At 70.1% G+C, this 19,917-nt stretch carries 15 protein-coding genes; 3 read left to right on the forward strand and 12 right to left on the reverse strand.

Features of this window, described 5'->3' with window-relative positions; translation table 11 throughout:
* Positions 1 to 4 precede the first annotated feature (4 nt).
* Positions 5 to 475 (reverse strand): pyridoxamine 5'-phosphate oxidase family protein, encoded by a 471-nt coding sequence (locus AB7J25_RS08880; protein ID WP_428506995.1) that lies wholly within the window; start codon positions 473 to 475, stop codon positions 5 to 7.
* A 146-nt stretch (positions 476 to 621) separates the two neighbouring features.
* On the opposite strand from AB7J25_RS08880, the gene AB7J25_RS08885 reads away from it, so the two are divergent.
* Positions 622 to 5,484 (forward strand): NAD-glutamate dehydrogenase, encoded by a 4,863-nt coding sequence (locus AB7J25_RS08885; protein WP_428506997.1) that lies wholly within the window; start codon positions 622 to 624, stop codon positions 5,482 to 5,484.
* Between the two features lie 7 nt (positions 5,485 to 5,491).
* Here the strand turns inward: AB7J25_RS08885 and AB7J25_RS08890 are convergent, their stop codons facing one another.
* From AB7J25_RS08890 to AB7J25_RS08930, 9 genes are all read right to left on the reverse strand, one after another.
* The gene (locus AB7J25_RS08890; protein ID WP_428506999.1) at positions 5,492 to 7,108 is read right to left on the reverse strand and encodes a helix-turn-helix domain-containing protein; all 1,617 of its coding nucleotides are present in this window, start codon (positions 7,106 to 7,108) and stop codon (positions 5,492 to 5,494) included.
* A 113-nt stretch (positions 7,109 to 7,221) separates the two neighbouring features.
* On the reverse strand, positions 7,222 to 8,235 hold the full coding sequence (locus AB7J25_RS08895) for an aromatic/alkene monooxygenase hydroxylase subunit beta (RefSeq protein WP_428507001.1): 1,014 nt from the start codon (positions 8,233 to 8,235) through the stop codon (positions 7,222 to 7,224).
* Positions 8,236 to 8,275: 40 nt separating this feature from the next.
* Positions 8,276 to 8,578, reverse strand: a complete 303-nt coding sequence (locus tag AB7J25_RS08900) for an MmoB/DmpM family protein (RefSeq protein WP_428507003.1) — start codon at positions 8,576 to 8,578, stop codon at positions 8,276 to 8,278.
* 31 nt (positions 8,579 to 8,609) lie between these two features.
* Complete coding sequence (locus tag AB7J25_RS08905; protein ID WP_428507005.1) at positions 8,610 to 8,954, reverse strand: Rieske 2Fe-2S domain-containing protein; 345 nt, start codon at positions 8,952 to 8,954, stop codon at positions 8,610 to 8,612.
* 7 nt (positions 8,955 to 8,961) lie between these two features.
* Positions 8,962 to 9,234: a toluene-4-monooxygenase system B family protein gene (locus AB7J25_RS08910; RefSeq protein ID WP_428507007.1), complete on the reverse strand. Its 273-nt coding sequence runs from the start codon at positions 9,232 to 9,234 to the stop codon at positions 8,962 to 8,964.
* A gap of 50 nt (positions 9,235 to 9,284) precedes the next feature.
* Positions 9,285 to 10,805 carry a YHS domain-containing protein gene (locus AB7J25_RS08915; protein ID WP_428507009.1) on the reverse strand — a complete coding sequence of 507 codons (1,521 nt, stop codon included), beginning with the start codon at positions 10,803 to 10,805 and terminating at the stop codon, positions 9,285 to 9,287.
* A gap of 70 nt (positions 10,806 to 10,875) precedes the next feature.
* Positions 10,876 to 12,858: a hydantoinase B/oxoprolinase family protein gene (locus AB7J25_RS08920; RefSeq protein WP_428507011.1), complete on the reverse strand. Its 1,983-nt coding sequence runs from the start codon at positions 12,856 to 12,858 to the stop codon at positions 10,876 to 10,878.
* Positions 12,855 to 14,630 (reverse strand): hydantoinase/oxoprolinase family protein, encoded by a 1,776-nt coding sequence (locus tag AB7J25_RS08925; protein WP_428507025.1) that lies wholly within the window; start codon positions 14,628 to 14,630, stop codon positions 12,855 to 12,857. Before AB7J25_RS08925 ends, AB7J25_RS08920 begins: the two co-directional genes overlap by 4 nt.
* Positions 14,537 to 14,893 (reverse strand): hydantoinase/oxoprolinase N-terminal domain-containing protein, encoded by a 357-nt coding sequence (locus tag AB7J25_RS08930; RefSeq protein ID WP_428507013.1) that lies wholly within the window; start codon positions 14,891 to 14,893, stop codon positions 14,537 to 14,539. Before AB7J25_RS08930 ends, AB7J25_RS08925 begins: the two co-directional genes overlap by 94 nt.
* Positions 14,894 to 15,446: 553 nt before the next feature.
* Here AB7J25_RS08930 and AB7J25_RS08935 point away from each other — a divergent pair.
* Together AB7J25_RS08935 and AB7J25_RS08940 are read left to right on the forward strand one after the other, a co-directional pair.
* Positions 15,447 to 17,042 carry a purine-cytosine permease family protein gene (locus AB7J25_RS08935; RefSeq protein ID WP_428507015.1) on the forward strand — a complete coding sequence of 532 codons (1,596 nt, stop codon included), beginning with the start codon at positions 15,447 to 15,449 and terminating at the stop codon, positions 17,040 to 17,042.
* Between the two features lie 29 nt (positions 17,043 to 17,071).
* A complete protein-coding gene (locus AB7J25_RS08940) occupies positions 17,072 to 18,538 on the forward strand; it encodes an NAD-dependent succinate-semialdehyde dehydrogenase (RefSeq protein WP_428507027.1) in 1,467 nt (488 codons plus the stop codon).
* 10 nt (positions 18,539 to 18,548) lie between these two features.
* Here the strand turns inward: AB7J25_RS08940 and AB7J25_RS08945 are convergent, their stop codons facing one another.
* Complete coding sequence (locus AB7J25_RS08945) at positions 18,549 to 18,851, reverse strand: SHOCT domain-containing protein (RefSeq protein ID WP_428507017.1); 303 nt, start codon at positions 18,849 to 18,851, stop codon at positions 18,549 to 18,551.
* Positions 18,852 to 18,912: 61 nt separating this feature from the next.
* Positions 18,913 to 19,353, reverse strand: coding sequence for a DUF6325 family protein (locus AB7J25_RS08950; RefSeq protein WP_428507019.1), 441 nt, complete (start codon positions 19,351 to 19,353; stop codon positions 18,913 to 18,915).
* Positions 19,354 to 19,917: the final 564 nt, after the last annotated feature.

The following is a 19,917-nucleotide window of genomic DNA, read 5'->3' on the forward strand; positions in this document are numbered from 1 at the left end:
CGCCTCACTCGCTCGGTGTGCGGGGCGCGTCCGAGAGCGGGGTGGTCCACGCTTCGGGCCCGACGACGTGGAACCGCCTGCCGCTGATCTCGTCGGGCACGATCCGCACGAACCGTTGCTTCGGCGAGGCGTGCCACGGGAAGAGCGGCAGGCCGGCGGTGTCGAGCAGGTCGTAGCCGCGCGAGATCTCCTCGGCGTGCCCCTTCACGACGACGCTCCAGGCCTCGCCGCTGTCCGGCTCGTACCCGTCCGTCTCGAACGCGACCGCCTCACCCGTCACCGCGGCTGCCAGCTTGGTGCCCTCGGCCGTCCGGAACACGACCGTCCCGTGGTCGACGACATAGTTGATCGGGAAGATGTCCGGGCGACCTGCGATGCAGAGCGCCAGCCGCCCCACCTCGCGGGATCGCAACAACGCCCAGCAGTCGTTCGCCTCGAGGTGAGCCACCCCGGGGGCCGGTTCGTCCGCGGCCATGCCGACAGGATAGGAGCGCGAGGCCCCCCGGTCACGGACAGAGGCCGCCCGGTTCGCACATCGCATGCGCCGTGCGGCGGAACGACTCCCCACAGCGGCCTCGAAGGTGGAACCCTCTCGGTGAGGCGTGGTGGGAGGAGCGAGCCATGCAGGCTGTGCCCCGAGACGTTCGGTCGGAGATCATCGAGCGTCTTCGCCAGTACGCGTCGAAGCGCATGGGTGGTGCCGAGGTCCGGTTGTTCCAGTCACTCGTCGACCGGTACTACGAGCGGGTCGCAGCCGAGGATCTCGCCGCCCGGACCGTCTCCGACCTGTTCGGGACCGCGCTCGCCCACCTGCGGCTGGCGCGCCGCCGGCAGCCGGGTGAGCCCGCCGTCACGGTGTTCTCGCCGACCTTCGACGAGGACGGCTTCGCGTGCCCGCACAGCGTCGTGCAGGTGGTGACCGACGACGTGCCGTTCGTCCCGGACTCCCTCAAGACCGAGCTCTCCCGGCACGGACTCGGCGTGCACATCGCCCTCCACCCGGTCTTCGAGGTCGTACGCGATGCGGACGGCCGACTGCTCGCTCTGCTCGGGGGGACCGAGGCCGACGCGGGCGGCGCGGAGGACACCGAGATCGTCCGGGAGTCCTTCCACCACATCGAGATCGATCGCCAGGCCGACCCGGACGTGCTCGACCAGCTCCGACTGGACCTGATCCGCGTGCTCGGCGACGTCCGGGCGGCGTACGAGGACCGGGCCGCGATGCGGGAGCGGGCGGTCTCCATCGCGCAGGGCCTGGGGTCCGAGGCGCCGATCGTCGACCCGGACGATCGGGCGGAGGCGGCGGAGTTCCTGCAGTGGCTCGCCGACGATCACTTCACCTTCCTCGGCTACCGGGAGTACGAGCTCGTCACCGGGCCCGACGAGAAGGTGTTGCGGGCGGTCGCCGGATCCGGGCTCGGCATCCTGCGAGACGCCGGTCGGGACGTCCGGAAGGTCGTCACCCACCCGCTGTCGGAACTGCCGCCCGACGTGCGGGGCAAGATGCTCGAACCGGTCCTGCTCAACATCACGAAGGCCAACTCGCGCGCCACCGTCCAGCGCGGGATCCATCTCGACTACGTCGGTGTCAAACGGTTCGACGAGAACGGCCTGGCGGTCGGCGAGCGGCGCTTCCTCGGGCTCTACCCGAGAAGCGTGGCGAAGGCCGCGCTCGACGAGATCCCGATCGTGCGGCGGAAGATCCGGGCGGTGCTGGATCGCACCGCGGACCCCCGGCAGAGCTACGAGGCGCAGGTGCTCGTCGACATCCTCGACAACTACCCGAGGGACGAGATCCTGCAGTCCAGTGTGGATGAGCTCTACGGCGACGCCGTCGCGATCCTCGAGCTGCAGCACCGGCAACGACTCCGGCTGCGCGTCCGCCGGGACGGCTTCGGCCGGTTCTTCTCCTGTTTCGTCGACCTGCCCCTGGGCAGGCTCAACGAGGCGGCCAGGCTGCGCATCCGCGACACCCTGATGACCGCGTTCCACGGAGTCCACGTCGAGGAGTCCACGCTCGTGACCGACTCCGCGGTGGCACGCCTGCACTTCGTGATCTACGTCGAGCCCGGCACGGCCCCCGAACGGGAGGTGTCGGTGATCGAGGCCCGGCTCGCCTCGACCCTGCGCACGTGGACCGACGATCTCGCCGAGGCGCTCGTCGACCGACTCGGCGAGGAGGACGGGGTGCTGCTGTTCAGCCGCTACTCCGACGCACTGCCCCCCGGATACCAGGACGACCACACGGCCCGGACGGCGGTCAGCGACATCCGCCGGCTCGAGGCCCTGCTCGCCGGGAGCCCACCCGACGGCCTCGCGATGTACCTCTACCGTCCGCTCGACACGGTCGATCCGGCGCCCCGCCTGAAGCTGTACCGGTACGGCGAGCCCCTGATGCTCTCCGACGTGGTGCCGCTGCTGGAGAACATGGGGACGCGGGTCGTCGACGAACGGCCCTACGAGATCCGGCCCGCGGGTGCACCGCCTGTGTGGATCTACGACCTCGGGTTGCGGCGCGAGGACCTGGGTGGGCTCGACGTCGCCGACGTGCGGGAGCGGTTCCAGGAGACGCTCGCCGCGGTGTGGCGTGGCGAGATCGAGAACGACCGGTTCAACCGGCTCGTTCTCCGCGCCGGGCTGCGCGGGCGGGATGTGACCGTTCTTCGGGCGTACGTCAAGTACCTGCGCCAGGCAGGGGCCACGTTCAGCCGCGACTTCATGGTCGCGACGCTCGTGGGCAACCCGGACATCTCGGCCCGGCTCGCCCAGCTGTTCACCATCCGCTTCGATCCCGACGTCGACCGTTTCGAGGACCGCGGGCTGGCCACCAAGCAGGCCGTCGCCGAGATCGAGCGGCGGATCGACCTGGTGGAGAGCCTGAACGAGGACCGCGTGCTGCGCAGCCTGCTGAACCTGGTGACGGCGACGGTGCGGACGAACTACCTCCAGGAGGGGGCCGCGTCGATCGCTCTCAAGCTCGACCCGCGCAGCATCCCGGACCTGCCGCGGCCGCGGCCGATGTTCGAGATCTTCGTGTACTCGCCCCGGGTGGAGGGTGTACACCTGCGCGGCGGTCCCGTCGCCCGGGGCGGGCTGCGCTGGTCGGACCGGCCCGAGGACTTCCGCACCGAGATCCTCGGCCTGGCCAAGGCCCAGACCGTGAAGAACGCGGTGATCGTACCCGTCGGCGCCAAAGGCGGGTTCGTCGTGAAGTGCCCGCCCTCGGGCCGGGACGCACTCCAGGCCGAGGTCGCGGCCTGCTACCGGACGTTCGTGCGGGGCCTGCTCGACGTCACCGACAACCTGGTCGACGGGCATGTCGTGCCGCCGCCCCGCGTCGTCCGGCACGACGGCGACGACCCGTATCTCGTCGTGGCCGCCGACAAGGGCACCGCGACGTTCTCCGACATCGCGAACTCGATCTCCGCGGAGTACCGCTTCTGGCTCGGCGACGCGTTCGCCTCCGGTGGATCCCAGGGCTACGACCACAAGGCAATGGGCATCACCGCCCGCGGCGCCTGGGTCTCGGTGCGGCGACACTTCCGGGCACTGGGTGTCGACGTCCAGAACGACGACTTCACCGTCGCCGGGATCGGCGACATGTCCGGTGATGTGTTCGGCAACGGCATGATGCTGTCGCGCCACATCAAGTTGCTGGCCGCCTTCGACCACCGGCACATCTTCCTGGACCCGGATCCCGATCCGGAGCGCAGCTTCGACGAACGCGCGCGGCTGTTCGGTATCCCCCGCTCGTCCTGGGCGGAATACGATCCGGCGCTCATCTCCCCAGGGGGTGGGGTCTTCCCCCGGACGGCGAAGGCGGTGCCGCTGGCGGATGAGCTGCGCCGGGCCCTCGACGTCGACGCGGAAGCGCTCCCGCCGGACGAGCTCATCCGCGCGATCCTCAAGGCGCCGGTCGACCTGCTGTGGAACGGGGGTGTCGGCACCTATGTCAAGGCGTCGACCGAGCTGAACACCGAGGTCGGCGACAAGAACAACGACGCCGTCCGGATCAATGCCACCGAGCTGCGGTGCCGGGTGGTCGGCGAGGGCGGGAACCTCGGCTTCACCCAGCGGGGGCGGATCGAGTACGCCCTGCGTGGTGGCCAGATCAACACCGACGCCATCGACAACTCGGCCGGCGTGGACTGCTCCGACCACGAGGTCAACATCAAGATCCTCCTCGACCGGGTGGTGCGGGACGGCGATCTCACCGGCAAGCAGCGCGACGAACTGCTCGCGGCGATGACCGACGACGTCGCGGCCCGGGTCCTCGCCGACAACGAGGGCCAGACCCGGGCGCTCCACCTCGCCGCAGCGCAGGCCCCTGCGATGCGGGACGTCCACGTCCGGTACCTCGACGCGCTGGAGCGCTCGGGGCGGCTCGACCGGGTGCTCGAGCAGCTCCCCAGCACCGAGGAGCTCACCAACCGGGCCGAACTCGACGGGGGGCTCACGCTGCCGGAGTTCGCGGTCCTCCTCGCGTACAGCAAGATCGGGCTGTTCGGCGAGCTGCTCGCCTCCTCCGTTCCGGAGGACCCGTACCTGGGCAGGGAGCTCGAGGAGTACTTCCCCGACGCGCTGCGGACCCGCTACCCGGACCAGATCCGGGAGCACTCACTGCGCCGCGAGATCATCGCGACCCGCGTCACCAACCGCGTCGTCGACCGGGCAGGCGTCACGTTCATGTTCCGTCTGACCGAGGAGACGGGTCTCTCCGCGGCGGAAGTGGCGCGAGCGAACACGGCCGCCCGGGAGATCTTCGGCCTGAGCGCGCTGTGGACCCGGATCGAAGCGCTCGACGACCTCGTCGACACCCCGACGCAGATCTCCCTCTTCCTCGAGGTACGCCGGCTGGCCGAGCGGGCGACCCGGTGGCTGCTCCGCAACCGCGCGCAGCCGCTCGACATCACCGCGACGATCGAGTTCTTCCAGCCCGGTGTGCAGGAGCTCGTTGCGCTGATCCCGGGACTCGTCAGCGAGGAACGGCGGACCGCCCTCGACGGAACCGTCCGGGCCCACGTGGACGGGGGCGTGCCGGAGGAGCTGGCCAGGTCGGTGCGTACGTCGCCCGACCTCATCGCGGCCCTCGACATCACCTCGGTCGCCCGTTCGAGCAGGCGCCCCGTCGGCGACGTGGCAGTGGTCTACTTCGCGCTCGACGAGCATCTGCGGCTCGACTGGCTGCAGGGCCGGATCCTCGGCCTGCCGCGCGACGACCGGTGGCAGGCCCTCGCCAGGGCCGCGCTGCGCGAGGACCTCCATGTCGTCCGCTCGGCGATCACAGCCGAGGTCATGCGGACCATGCCGCCCGGCGGCCGCGGCCACGAGCACGTGCGCGCCTGGATCGCGACGATCGACGCCGCCGTGCAGCGCTGCCATCGCCTGCTCGACGACATCGCCGCGTGCGGCCAGTCGGACCTGGCGACCCTCTCGGTCGCGCTCCGCGAGATCCGGACGCTGGTGCGGGCGAGCGGCGGCTGAGGCGCTCTCATGGTGCCTGTCGGGCGACCTTCGCCTCCTCCCGAGGGCGAGCGGGTAACTCGGCGACCGACCCGGCCCGCGCGCGGGCGATCACCTGCACGGCCAGGTAGACGTCGACGATCGTGGACAGCTCGCGCAGCGACCCGCCGATCAGCTCCTCCGCCCGCCCGATCCGGTAGCGCACGGAGTTGGGATGGATGTGCAGCGCGCTCGCGGTGTCGTTGATGCTGAGATCGTTCTCCAGGTAGACGTTGAGGGTCTCCAGGATCGACGCGCTCCCCTCCATCTTCGCCAGCAGATCCCGCGAGCGGCGGTACAGCTGGTCCTCGTTCCCGGTGCTGATCGCGACGTCGGCCACCGTGAAATCCTCGAACCGCTGCACGGCCGGCTTGCCGTCCGGGCGGGTGAGAGCCCGCGTCAACGCCAGCCGCGCGTCGCGGTAGCTGTTCACGATCTGCTCGAGCGAGGCCACCTTGCGCCCGATCCCCGCCGACGCTTCGAGAGCCCGGCCGCGCAGGACCGCCACGCACTCGTCGACCACGCGCGTGTCCGACGCCTGCACCAGCAGCACGACCACCCCCTCGGTCGAGGCCACGAGGTGCGGCGCCGAGGAGTTCGCCACCAGACCGCGCAGGATCTGGGTCGCCTCCCGCAGCTGCTGGGCATGCAGATCGGGATCCAGCAGCCGTTCGCTCCACTGCGGCAGCGCGATCGCCGCCACGTAGCACGGCGCGTGCGGTACGAACCCGTACGGCCGCACGTTGTCCCACCCCAACCGCTCGTACCCGCTGCTCGACACCAGACGGACCAGGACGTCGGCGCGCTGCAACGCCTCCTCGTTCGCCGCAGCGCGCCGGTTGAGTGCGATGACGTCCAGCAACTGCTCGACCGTCGCGATCAGCGGCGAGACGATCTCGTCGGACGTCGGCGTGTCCCGTTTCGCCAGGACGATCCAGCGGCGCGTGTCCTCGGGTCCGTTGATGAGCGAGGCGACGACCTGCCATCGACCGACGGTGAACCGCTGCCGCTCGTGCAGGTCCTTGTCGATGCGCCGCCAGATGACGTCGGTCGGGCCGTCCCCGGTGGCGGCGAGCAGCCGCCCGTCCGGGTAGTAGAGGATCACCGTGCTGTGCACGACCGAGCCGAGGCGACGCAGCAGCGAGCCCGTCGAGTCCGGCGCGGACACCGCCGCGATCAGGCTGCTCTGCAGCGTCAGGAGGCGCTGGTAGAGCTGCAGGTCCGACCGCGTCACGCGTTCGTTGACGGCGTCCTTGATGCCGCGCAGCGAGGCGCCGGGGGGTGCCGTCAGCAGGGGCAGGCCGAGCTCCTCGGCCGCCGCCAGCATCTCCTCCGGGACCTGCTCGCCGACGCCGACGGCACGCACGATCCCCGCCGCACCGGCCCGGCGGGCGGCGGCGACGAGCAGCCGCTCGCCGTCGGCGTCCGCGCCGCCGGGGACGCCGCTGGTGAGCAGGAGCAGCGCACGGTGCTCGCTCGTGGGCTGCTGGCCGAGCAGCAGCACCGTCGCGCCCGCCACGTCCGCGCCGAGCGCCCGGCCACCTCCGGCGCGCAGCTCCATACCGAAGTCGTCCTGCCGCAGGACGTCTGCCAGGGTGAGCGTCACCGGTCCTCCCCAGGGCACGTCATCGTGCGCGTCGTCGCATCTCGCAGGAGTGATCGCCACGTGGTCCGGCCCAGGCCGACATTCTGTCGGCACCGGGCCGCGGCCGACGAGACCTAGTGCGGAACCGGCGTCCGGGTGAGCAACGACTCGCGGTGGGCGGCGAGCTCGCGCACGAGCCGGGCGTGGTCCAGCGTCGGCGAAAGCGCCCCGCAGTACGCCTCGACTGCGGCGTCCGCGAGCGGCGCCCATCGCTCGAACCAGCCGCGCACGAGCTCACGGTTGCGGTCACCGTGTTCGGCCGACTCGAGCGCGTACGCGAGCAGGGCTTCCGACCAGCGGTCGGTGCGGTCGCTGTCGATCAGCTGGGCCCGGCAGAGCAGCGCCAGCAGGGTGTCGCCGTTCTGCTGGGCGACCGTCGACAACGACCGCAGCAGCGCCGCGTCGACGGCCGGCTTCGCGACGAGGTTGAGCACGACGAACTGCTCGGCCCAGTCCCACGTGACGAGGGTGCGCTCCATCAGCTCGCGGAAACCCTGCCACGCGCCGTCGTCCTCCCAGACGCGCCGCTCCTGGCCGCCGAACTCGCGCTCCGGGTGGGCCGCGCGCAGCTCGGCGGTCCGGTAGGAGACCCGCGAGACCCAGCGAAGCTGATCGCCGGACTCGAAGATGAAGCAGTTCTCGATCGTGCTCGCCGGGGAGAGCGCGGCGAGATAGGCCGCGGCCATCTGGACGGTGTGCAGGAGGTACTTCCCCGGGGTGTAGAACCGCGCCAGGGTGGCCACCCACTCCGGGCTCAGGCCGGCGTCGTGGTCGTTCCCGCTGTGGTCGGCGAGCAGGCCGTCGACGTGCGACTCCTGCCCGTCCTGGATCATGTTGTAGGTCCGGTAGACCAGCTGGTCCGGGTCGCGGAACCCGTCCCAGTCCTCGTGGCGCAGCGGGCTCGAGTTCCGGTACTCGATGTACCAGCGGCTGAGCGGCACGCTCGGCCCCATCGCCCACGGGGCGTCGTCGTCGGTGCTCCACAGCAGGTTGGTGGAGACGATCTCGTACTCGGTCGGCCGCCGCCGGTTCTTCGCCAGATGGCTCCACGTCTTGAGCGGTTTCAGGTCGATCTCGTTCGCACTCATCACTACTCCTCGTTCGCGCCGGTCGTCGATACCTCGACGGTCACCTGAGGAAGTACCAGCGCATGTATTCGTCATGGGTGTCGATCTGGCCGGAATAGCCGGTCAGATTCACTTCGAGTTCCTGCATGGTGAACGGCCGGCCGAGCAGCCGCTCCATGGTCGACCGGCGGATGATCAGCCCGCCCTCGGCCTCGACCCGGACATAGGTCCGGTGGTCGTCGACGTGGATCTCCTTGCCCGGGTTGTCCTGCTCGATGGCGTCCACCGCCACCACGGAGACGTCGCCTCCGCGCAGCAACGGGCCGGCGCGCCGGGCAGCCTGACGGACCTCGGTCTCGGTCACTGTGCCGCCTTTCTCGTCATGCGTGTTCTCGTCATGCGTGTGAATGAAACGGACGTATTCCGTCGACAGCGACGTAGATCGTCCCGTCGCGCTCCTCGACCGGGTACATCGCGAGCAACGCGTCGTCCGGATTGATGCTGCGCCCGGTCCGGACGTCGAACTCCCACAGGTGCGCACCGCAAGTCAGCGTGCAACCGTCGAAGTCGCCGTTGTCGAGGGGCTGGTCCTGATGCGGGCAGATCCGCTGGATCGCCCGGACGGCACCGTCGTCGGTCCGCAGGAGCAGGACGTCCGTGCCGCCGGCCGAGACGGGCTGCATCTCGCCCGCCCAGAGGTCGTCCACCGCGCAGACGGGGTGGAACCGGGGGTGCGCCATCGCGCGGCTACTCCTCCGACACGTAGATGTCGATCTGCTGGAAGTGCCGCAGCTTCGCCTCGGCCACGGTCATCGACCGCGGGAAGGGCTCGGCATCATCCGTGTCCGTGGTGCGGCGCACCCGCAACGTGGCCCCCGGCTTCGGGTGCCGGGCCTGGTAGCCGACCGCGGGCGCCAGGCACGCCTCGACCACCTCATCCATCGTGAAGTCCGTGTCCACATCGATGATGCGGGTGTGCGCGTCCTTCTCGAGCCGCCCGATGATGGCAAGCGAACTCATCGAGATCCTCCGTTTCTAGAGCGAGATGATTCGGTACCGGCGCCGACGGATCAGCTGCCGGCGATGAGCGTCTTCGGACCTTCGCCGGCGTCGTCGTACGCCTTCACCCAGGCCAGGTCGTGCGCGTCGCGGCCACCGTCGCTGATAACGCCTGCGCCCATGTAGCGCAGGATGTTCTCCGGCGTGTTCGGGGAGATCTCCCCGTTGTACATCCGGTCGGCGATCGTGGTGAAGGTCTTGTACCGGTCCGGCTCCAGCTCGAAGATCCACTGACAGACCATGCTGCAGAAGCTGTAGAGCCGGCCCTCGTACTCAAGCTGGTGGGCGCGCGCCCGCCAGACCGTTCCGCCCTTATGCGAGATCGGGATCTGGCACATGTTGCACATGGCGGGCATTCCGATGGCCTCGGACTTCTCGGGGTGGCCCGCTCGGATGTTCTCGATGATGACGTCCCAGTACATGCCGAACGTGTCGTTCCACCCCGGGTACTTCTCCTCGAGCCACGCTCGCTCGCGCGGTCCGACGTTGCCCGTCGGGTTCCACCACAGCGTGTTCCGCCACGCCCACGTGGCCGCCGCCTGGCAGTGGTGGTGGGTCTCGACGTCCTCCAGGAAGATGTCCCAGTACCAGGGCCGCTCCAGGCCGAGATCGAGCAGCTGGCGCTCGAACTGCTCGCCGACGAACTCCGTCATGTACTCCTTGAACGACCGGTCGCGCTTCTCCAGCGGGATCCAGTAGTCCATGGGGATCCCGGTGAGAATCGCGAAGATCCGGTGGATCCGCCAGAACGCGATGTCGACGGCCTGCTGGGCCTCCGCCTTGCGCCCGTTGCGGACCATGATCTCGAGGACCGGGGTGCCGATCTGCGCATGCCGCGCCTCGTCCGACTGGATGCTCGTGATCAGGTTCGCGAACGTGAAGTCGCCCATGTTCGCGGCATCGGCGGACAGGCCGATCATCTGGATGTTGGTCAGCCCGGTCTCGAACGTGAAGTTGAGCATGACGGAGGTGGTCACGGCGTCCCGCGTCATCATCACGTCGTCCAGGGCGTGCCGACCGGCGATCGCGGCCCAGTTCTTGCTGTGGTGTGCCTGGTGCGCCCAGTCGAACTGCCGGTCGAGGGAGACCAGCTGGTGCGGGAAGTACAGCTGGATCTGCCCGTGCCGCAGCTCGTCGAGCATCCCGAACGTCGCCATGTTGCGCATGCCGGGCGACCGCGAGAACCGCGTCATGCGGGCGTCGGACTGGCAGGCCGCGTACTCCGACAGCGCGATCGCACCGTAGTGCAGCTTCAGCATGCTCAGGTAGGCCGGATCGGCGTCCTCGTAGTAGCGGGAGCGGGCGAGGGCGGCCTTCACCGAGTACGCTCCGGCGTCCTTCTCGCGCTGCACGTTCACGTACTCGCGGTAGGAGACCTTGTACGGTTCGTCGAATCGTTCCCATTCCTCCAGCGGAATGCCGTACGGGTCGCTCTGATCGGGCGGGAAGAGCTCGTCGAACGTCACGTAGCGCGGCGACCAGTTGGTGTCGCGGGCGATGTCGTACCAGGCGGACCGTTCCAGTAATGCCATGGGTCTAGCCTCCTTCGAATCTGCCTTGTCGGGCCCTTCAGAAATGCACGGGCGGGATGGCGCCGATCGACTATTGGTCGCCGCTCGGCCGCCAGTGGCGCACACAACGTTCGTGCTGGATCTCGCGGAATTGTTCGGTCGTTCGTTCGAGCAGCTGACCGCTGCCCCAGTCGACAATCACACCGAACTGGCGCACGAGATCGTATGTCGTGAGCTCGCCGTCCACGTAGAGCTTGGCGATCTCGCGGGGAAGCGCCTGCAGCGAGTGGAACCGGCTCACCCGGAGCCGCGCGCGCTCGGCCGCCGTCGCCGCGACGTCGACGAGGACGTCGTCGGGATCGCGTGGGTCGATCCGGACGACCACGCCGTAGTCCTTGCGCGCGCGGTCCACCGACACGTACCCGTCGACGACGTCCTCGCGCACCCGCTCCGGATCGCGGTCCAGCGGGTCTCCGAACCCGCCCCCGCCCGCCGACGGCCGCTCCAGCGAGTCCCCGGGCACGACGGCCAGCCGGGAGGCGAGCGACCCCACGTACTCCTCACCGGGCGAGCTGCGGTTCATCCACAGCCCGTGCGGGCAGCTCGGCGCCCCACCCCGCGTTCCGGTGATCACCGAACGCGCCCGGTCGGAGCAGTAGGACAGCACGGCGCCCTCGCAGTCGGTGAGGACCGCCGCCTTGACCAGGCCGAGGCCGCCGCGGAACTCGCCCGGGCCGCCGGAGTCGGTCTGCAGCTCGCAGCGCGTGGTGAGGATCGGCGAGGTCCGCTCCTGCATCTCGATCGACTGCAGCGCGTGTCCGACGCCGAAGATCGACGCCGTGGCGTTCGAACCGTCCTTCCCGTTGCGGCCGCCCCATCCCCCGGCCATCCAGTCGTAGTACATGAACTGGTCGCGCCTGCCGCCGCGGACGTCGTACCCGCCGAGCAGCAGGTACTCGAGGTTGAACGACGTGCTGATCGCCCGCTGCGGCACGATCTCGGACCAGATCTGGAAGATCGCGCTGACGATCTTCTCGTACGGCCCGGCGTAGAAACCGGTCACGGCGGTCGGCCAGGAGGCGTTGACCACCGACCCCGGCGGCCCGAAGTCGACCAGCATCGGCCGGTAGAACCCCGAGTTGAGCGGCACGTCGGGAAAGAACGTCTTGGTGCCGGCGACCACCGCCGAGTAGCTCCCGCCGAACGCCGAGTTCAGGAAGCTCCCGATGGCCGGGTGCGAACCGCTGAGGTCGTACTGCAGCCGGTCGCCCGCGATGCGCATGCCGACCTTGATGGGGACGAGGCCCTCACCGAGGTTCGGATCCACGTCGATGTAGTCCTGCGCCTCCCAGTAGCCGTCGGGCAGCGCGGCGAGGCGGCGCCGCAGCACCCGTTCCACGTAGGCCTGCGACTCGGCGAAGGCCGCGATCACGCAGTCCTGGCCGTACCGGCCCACCAGCCGCAGGATCTCCCGCTCGCAGACGCGGGTCGCTTCGGCCTGGGCCAGCAGGTCGCCCTCGGCGTCCTCGGGGGACCGCGTGTTCGAGGCGATCAGGCGGCCGACGTCGGACAGGTAGCGCCCGCGCGACCAGATCCGCACCGGCGTGATGCGCAGGCCCTCCCCGAAGTGCTCGACCGCGCCCGTGTCGAACGAGCCGGGGGCCGCTCCCCCGATGTCGGCCCAGTGACCGTTGCACTGGGCGATGGCGATCAGGACACCGTCGGAGAAGATCGGGCGCAGGACACGCACGTCGTTGAAGTGCGTGCCGCCCGTGTACGGGTCGTTGAGCACGAACACGTCGCCCTCGTAGATGTCGCCCCGGAAGGCCTCGAGGACGGCTTTCGCCGAGAAGTGCAGCGTGCCCACCTGCACGGCGACGTCCTGGCTGCCCTGGGCCACCGTGTCACCGCCTGCGTCGCAGACGGCACCGGAGAAGTCGCGGGCGTGGATGACGAACGAGTGCGCCGTCCGCAGCAGCTGCTCGGCCATGAGGTCGACCGCCGTGACGAACGCGTTGCGCAGCACCTCGCTCGTGATCGGGTCCAACGGCGACCCGTGCCCGGCGGCGGTCACGGCGACCTCACCCCCGCGAACGGCGAGACGCGCAGGTTCAGCATGTCGTCGACGACGGCGACGGAGTCCGGCGGCAGCAGCGTCGTCGAGTCCGCCTGCGCGATGATCGCCGGACCGTCGAGCCGCGCCTCGGGGTAGAGGTCCTCGCGCCGGTACACCGGCGTCTCGATCCAGGTGTCCTCGTCGGTGACCCGGACCCGGCGGCGCGCGGCCGGTTCCAGCGGCGCGGTCCCGTGGCTGCCCGGCGTGATGCGCGGCTTGTCGACCACCCCGAACGCGGCGACGGAGAGCTGGTACAGCTCGACCTCGGCGCCGATCTGGCTGAACCCGAACTCGCGCCGGTGCTGCGCGTGGAACTTCGCGACGAGCCCGTCGAGCACCCGCACGGGGCCGTCGACCGCGACCGGCAGCGACCTCGACTGGCCGCGGTAGCGCATCTCGACGAACCGCTGGAGACTGATGCGCTCGGGTTCGACCCGGTCCTCCAGGAGGCTCGCGCGCGACGCCGACTCCAGCTCGAGGAACATCGACTCGACCTCGTAGGGATCGGCCGACTCCACGTCCCGGATGAACATCGCGCCGACGTCGTGGCGGATGTCGACCAGCAGGCAGCCGACGGCCGAGGTCACGCCCGGGTGCGCAGGCACGACGACCTCCGGGATCCCGAGCTCGCGCGCGAGGTCGACGGCGTGCAGCGGACCGGCGCCGCCGAAAGCGATCAGCGCGAAGTCGCGCGGGTCGTGGCCCCGGCGCACCGACATGATCCGCAGCGCGTCGGCCATGTTGGCCGATGCCACGCGCAGGATCCCGGCCGCGGCCTCCTCGACCGAGGAGCCGATCTGCGCCGCGATCCGGCCGACGGCGGCGGCCGCCTGCTCCGGGACGAGGATCCGCAGGCCGCCCGCAAGAGACGTGCTCAGCCTGCCGAGGACGAGCTGTGCGTCGGTGGTGGTCGCGGCCTGCCCGCCGAGTCCGTAGCAGGCGGGGCCCGGCACGCCGCCCGCGGAGTGCGGGCCGACCCGCAGCGCACCGCCGTCGTCGACCCAGGCCACCGATCCCCCGCCCGCGCCGATCGTCAGCACCTCCAGGCTGGGGAAGCAGATCGGGTGGCCGTAGTCGACGTGCCAGTTGCGGACGATCTTCGACTCGCCCCCGACGACGATGGAGATGTCCGCGCTCGTCCCGCCGATGTCGGCGCCGATCGAGTTGTCGAAGCCGCACGCCAGCGCGATGTGCTTGCTCGCGATCGCTCCCGCGGCCACGCCGGACGAGGCGAGCCTGCCCGCGTACTTCTGCGCGGAGTGGACCGTCATCACGCCGCCGCCACCGTGCAGGAGATGGATCTTGCCTCGGTACCCGGCGTCGACCAGCTCGCGTTCGAGGCTCGACGTGTACCGCTCGATGAGCGGCGAGAGCAGCGCGTTCACGACGGTGGTGGAGAACCGCTCGTGTTCCATGATCTCCGGCAGCACCGTGCTCGACACCGAGACCGCGACGCCGGGCAGCGCGGCCGTGACGAGCTCCTGCATCTCGCGCTCGTGCACCGGGTTGACGTAGGAGTTGAGGAAGCAGATGGCGACGGTCTCGATCCCGCGGCGGCGGAGCACCTCGATGACCGCGTGCGCCTCCTCGGTGTCGAGCGGGGCGATCACCCGGCCCGTCGAGTCGATGCGCTCGGTCACGACGAGCCGGTCGCGGCGTGCGATGTAGGGCGGGGCGACGTCGTCATAGGCGTCCCACAGGTCGCTCTTCGTCCCCCGCCGGATCTCGATGACGTCGCGGAAGCCCTTCGTGGTGATGAGGGCGGCCCGCGGAAGCTCCGGTTGAGCAGCGCGTTGGTGGCCACGGTGGTGCCGTGGGAGAGCGACTCGACGGCAGCCAGGTCCACCTCCGCGTCGACGATGCCGCGCAGCACGGCGTCGACCGGATGCGCGGTGGTCGGCACCTTCGTGACCCGGGGGCCGACACCGTCCCCGCCCACCACGCAGACGTCGGTGAAGGTGCCGCCGACGTCGACCGCGACCCGAAGTCCCATCGGCTCCACCTCCCTCATCGCTCCCTCATCGCCACGGTCCGGGTGCCGGGCGCTCCCGGCGTCGTCCGGGCCGCAATCGTGTGTCACGCCGTTCTCGAGGAGCAATAGGGAGAGTTGAGAGCCGACACCCGTCGAGTTGTCATCGCTCCGAGAACCCGCGACCGCACCGCCGGCGCGCTGCGGCACCGACCCGGCCACGGCCGGGCAGGCCTTCGACGGAATCGTGACGGAGCCGGCCACCGCGCACGTCGACGTTGTCCGGAACCACAGATCACGAGCGCGTTTTCGTCATGGTGACAAACGCCCGGTCACCCGGCGTCCTGTAACCGCCACAGGACGCTCGGCCGGATTTTTGTCGATTGACACTTGTCTGTGCTTGCGCCGCGTGTCAATAATCGACCGCTCCGCCGGAAATGCCGCATACGGCTTCGGAAACCGCGGATGCTCACCCGTTTCGCATTGTACGACAAGGCCGGAGGTGGATATGTCCGAGCAGCAGGCTGCGCCGAGAACGATCGCCCCACTCCACGTATCGTTCCACGACGATCCGAAAGTGGTGCGGAGCGCCTCCACCGAGGACTATGCCCTGCACGTCGCGCCCAGGACCTGGCGATCGGGCCGGGTCTCGCTGCTGATGGCGTGGTACGCATTCGCCAGCGCCATGTTCTGGCTGATCGTGGGCGCGACGGTCGCGCTGGTCGTCGGCACGGTGAACACGCTGATCGGCCTGGGGTTGTCCGTCGTCGCCTACAGCGTCATGGGCGCGCTGATCAGCCGGTACGCGGCCCGCACGGGAATCTCCAGCGCGCTGTTCTCCCGGGCGCTGTTCGGATACCTGGGCGCCGCGGTCGCGCCGTTCATCATCGGGGCCACCGCGCTCTACTACGCGGTGTTCGAGGGCGCCGTCGTGGCGGTCGTCTTCCAGCAGTACACCGGCGTGGGCTCCATCGAGCTCTGGTACGCCGTGGTCGCGGCCTACAGCGTGCCGCTCGTCATCGGCGGCGTACGGGCGTGGCTCGACAAGCTGAACGGGTTCCTGCTGCCCTTCTACTACATCGGCCTCACGGTGGCGGTCGTCTGGACGATCGTCGAGTACGGGTACACCGACGACTGGCTGACCGCGGGCCCCGTCGACCCGACGACGAACGTGCACGCCCCCGGGTGGCTCTTCGCCTTCACCACGTACATGGGTGTCTGGATCATGATGCCGTTCACCTGGGACTACGCCCGGCTCGCGCGGACCGGGGACGCCAGGTTCCACGGGTGGCTCACCTTCGGCCCGCTCTTCTACGTCCTCACGCTGGTCGTCAACGCCGTCGTCGGCATCTTCCTGGCGCACAGCCTCGCGGCAGGCGGGACGCTGAGCGAGCTGTCCGCCGTGCAGGCCATCGTCGGCCTGACCGGGATCTTCGGTGTCGCGCTCGTCTGGGTCAGCCAGACCCGCATCAACACCGCGAACTACTACCTCGCCAGCATCAACGCCGAGAGCTTCTTCGCCCGCGTGCTGCGGGTGCGGCTGCCGCGCCGGGTGTGGGTCGTCATCATCGGTGTCGCCGTGTTCGGGCTGATGCTGACGGACGCGATCTCCTACCTCCTCAAGGCCCTGCAGTGGCAGGGTGTGGTCGTCGTCGCCTGGGTGGCGATCGCGCTGGTCTACCTCGCCTTCGCGCGCCGCGATCGACGCCGCGCCGAGGAGTTCGAGTTCCGGCCCGGACGCGTTCCGGCCTTCAACGTCGTCGGCCTCGTCGCCTGGTTCGGTGCATCGACGACGGGCATCGTCCTGGTCCAGACCGGGGGTTCCTTCGGCGCGACCTGGTCGTCACCCATCACGTTCGTCCTCGCCGGGAGCCTGTACGCGGTCGGCCGCTTCCTGACCGGCGAGCGGCACGTCCTCCTCTCGCGGCCGGACGACCCGCGGTCCGAGGTCGACGACCCGTGGGAGGCGCGGGTCCTGTGCACGTCGTGCGACCGCTCCTACCTCGCCCAGGAGATGGACCGGAACCCGGCGACGGGCGACCACGCGCCCATCTGCGCGGAATGCGGCAGCAACGACACGGAGTACCTGCGCGCCGCCTACGCGCAGGCGCGGGCGGGCGGCGCGTCGGCGCCGCAGCGCATCGCGGAGCCTGCGACGGAGCCGAGCGCGTGAGCACCGACGTCGAACTGAGCGGGCTCGACGTGCGGGAGCCCGCCGGAGGGCGGACGACCGGGATCCCGACCGGCCTCCTGATCGGCGGCGTGTGGCGGGACGCGAGGTCCGGGATGACGTTCACGGTCGCGGATCCGGCGACGGGCGATGCCGTCGCCGAGGTCGCCGACGCGCGCCCCGACGACGTCCCCGACCTGGTCGAGGTGACGGCGACAGCCTTCCCGAGCTGGTCGAGGACGCCACCGCGCCTGCGTGCCGAGCTGCTGCGAGCGGCTTTCGACGAGCTGAGCGCCCGCAGCGAGGAGTTCGCCCGGCTCATCACGCTGGAGATGGGCAAGCCCCTTGCGGAGTCGCGGGCCGAGGTGCGCTACGGCGCCGAGTTCCTCCGGTGGTACGCGGAGGAGGCGGTGCGGGTCCACGGCATGACCCGCACCGCGCCCGACGGCGCCGCGATGCACCTCACGCTGCAGCAGCCGGTCGGGCCGGCCCTGCTCGTCACGCCGTGGAACTTCCCCCTGGCGATGGCGACGCGCAAGATCGCGCCCGCCCTCGCGGCGGGATGCACCGTCCTGCTGAAACCGGCGGAGGAGACGCCGCTGACGGCCCTGCTGTTCGCCGAGCTCCTCCACGGGATCGGCGTGCCACCCGGCGTCGTCAACGTCGTCACGACGAGCCGGCCGGGCCCGGTCGTCGAGCGGATCCTGGCCGACCGGCGCATCCGCAAGCTCTCCTTCACCGGATCGACCGAGGTCGGCCGGACGCTGCTCGCCACGGCCGCGGCGGGCGTGGTCCGCACGTCCATGGAGCTGGGTGGGAACGCACCCTTCATCGTGTACGCGGACGCCGACCTGGACGCTGCCGTGGAGGGCGCGACGACCGCGAAGCTGCGCAACGGGGGGCAGAGCTGCGTCGCGGCGAACCGGTTCATCGTGGAACGCCCCGTGGCCGCCGAGTTCGTCGCCCGGCTCACCGAACGCCTCCGGGCGCAGGTGACCGGCCCGGGCTCCGATCCGGCGACCACGCTGGGCCCGCTGGTGAACCGGGCCCAGCGCGATCGCGCCGTGCGACTCGTCCACACGGCGATCGCCGAGGGTGCCGAACCGGTGCTCATGGACGAGCCGGAACCCGACAGCGGTTTCCTGCGGCCCGTCGTGCTGAACCACGTCCCGCACGACGCACACATCGCGCATGCGGAGCTCTTCGCGCCGGTCGCGCCGATCTACCTCGTCGACACCGAGCAGGAGGCCCTGCGCCTCGCGAACGCCACCGAGGCCGGCCTCGTCGCGTTCGTCTACTCCACCGGGGCGGACACGCTCCTCCGGGCGGCGACGGCGCTCGAGTGCGGCATGGTCGGGCTCAACCGCGGGCTGGTCTCGGACGCGGCTGCTCCGTTCGGCGGCACCAAGCAGTCCGGGCTCGGACGCGAGGGCGGCGAGGTCGGCCTGCAGGAGTACCTGGAGACGAAGTACGTGTCGTTCCCGGCCGGCTCCCTCTGACCCGAACCCCTCAGGCGAGGATCCGCGCCTTCTGCGTGGCGAACTCGTCGTCGGTCAGCACACCCTGATCCCGGAGCTCGGCGAGCTCCTTGAGCTGCGTGATCACGTCGGTTTGCGGCGCGGCAGCAGGCGGCGGGGCCGGTTGCTGGTACTGCTCAGGCGGAGGGGCCGGTTGCTGGTACTGGTTCTGGCCTGCCATCTGCTGCTCGTAGGCCTGCTCCCGTTGTGCGTAGACCTGCGCGTCGCTCTCGGCGAACTTGCGCGCCTGGCGCCGCTGCACCCTCCCGGCCACCGCGCTTGCCGTGCCGGCCACGACCGCGGTCCTGGCGATTCCCCGCAACAAGCCTGGCATGACGTCCTCCCTCTCCTCGCGATCAGCCCACGTGGCTTGCTTCGAGAATGTCCAGCGCCTCGACCACGTCCGACGCCGGGATGCGCTGGCTGGCGATCACTTCACCCCCGGCATTCAGCGAGGCGCGGACGAACGGCGCCGCCCAGGCGTTCTCGAACACGATCAACGCGGCAATGGTGCCCGGCCGCATCACCTCGATCACCGCGCTCACGTCGTCGTCACCGATCAGGCCCGATCGCGCACCTTCGAACTCGGTGAAGCCGCTCGCGGCCGTCGCGTCGCCGAGATCCACTCCGGAGTACGAGCCGTCGGCCGCCCTGCGGATCAGCAGGACGTCGTACAGGCGGATCGTTCCTTGCTCCACCAGAGCGGTGATCGCGTCGACGCAGGCCGTCGTGTCGGCGTCGTCGGGATATTCGATCAGTATGAAGTCGATCGGCCCGAAGGCGTCCTGATCAGACACGCTGAGTAGCCTCCTCGTGACACTCGTCGTACCGCTTGTCTCCGGATCGGTCTATTCGAGCACGCGGGCACGAGGATGACCACCGTCCGTTGAGGGTGAGAGGCGACGTCCTCGCGGCCGTGCACCCGGAACACCCGCGTCCAGGATCTCCTCCGACCGCGCAGCCACATCAGAACGTCCCGCTCGACCCGCACCGAAGAACGCCGGGGGCCACGGCCCCCGCGGCGCCGGCGCAAGGTGCCGACGCACCTCGGCCAGCACCGTCGGCACCTCTGCGTCCGGCAGCTGCTCCACGAGCTCACGAAGCTCGTCCCGCGCCACACTCATGACCCAACGTGACATGCGGCAGCCACGGCGACCGGGCGCCCAGATCGTGTCGTCACACGACCTCGACCAACCTCTCCGATCAAGTACACCTAGAGACCTTGACTTGAGTTGATGAATCGTCCTGGGTGGTGGAGAGGCTCCTGATCGAGCAAGGAGACTGGAGCGATGGGAGCACCTCGCAAGTTCGACGAGGAGACCCGTGCCCGTGCGGTGCGCCTCTACCAGGACCGGTTGCGT

It is taken from the genome of Pseudonocardia sp. (assembly GCF_050246655.1).
Lineage (GTDB): Bacteria > Actinomycetota > Actinomycetes > Mycobacteriales > Pseudonocardiaceae > Pseudonocardia.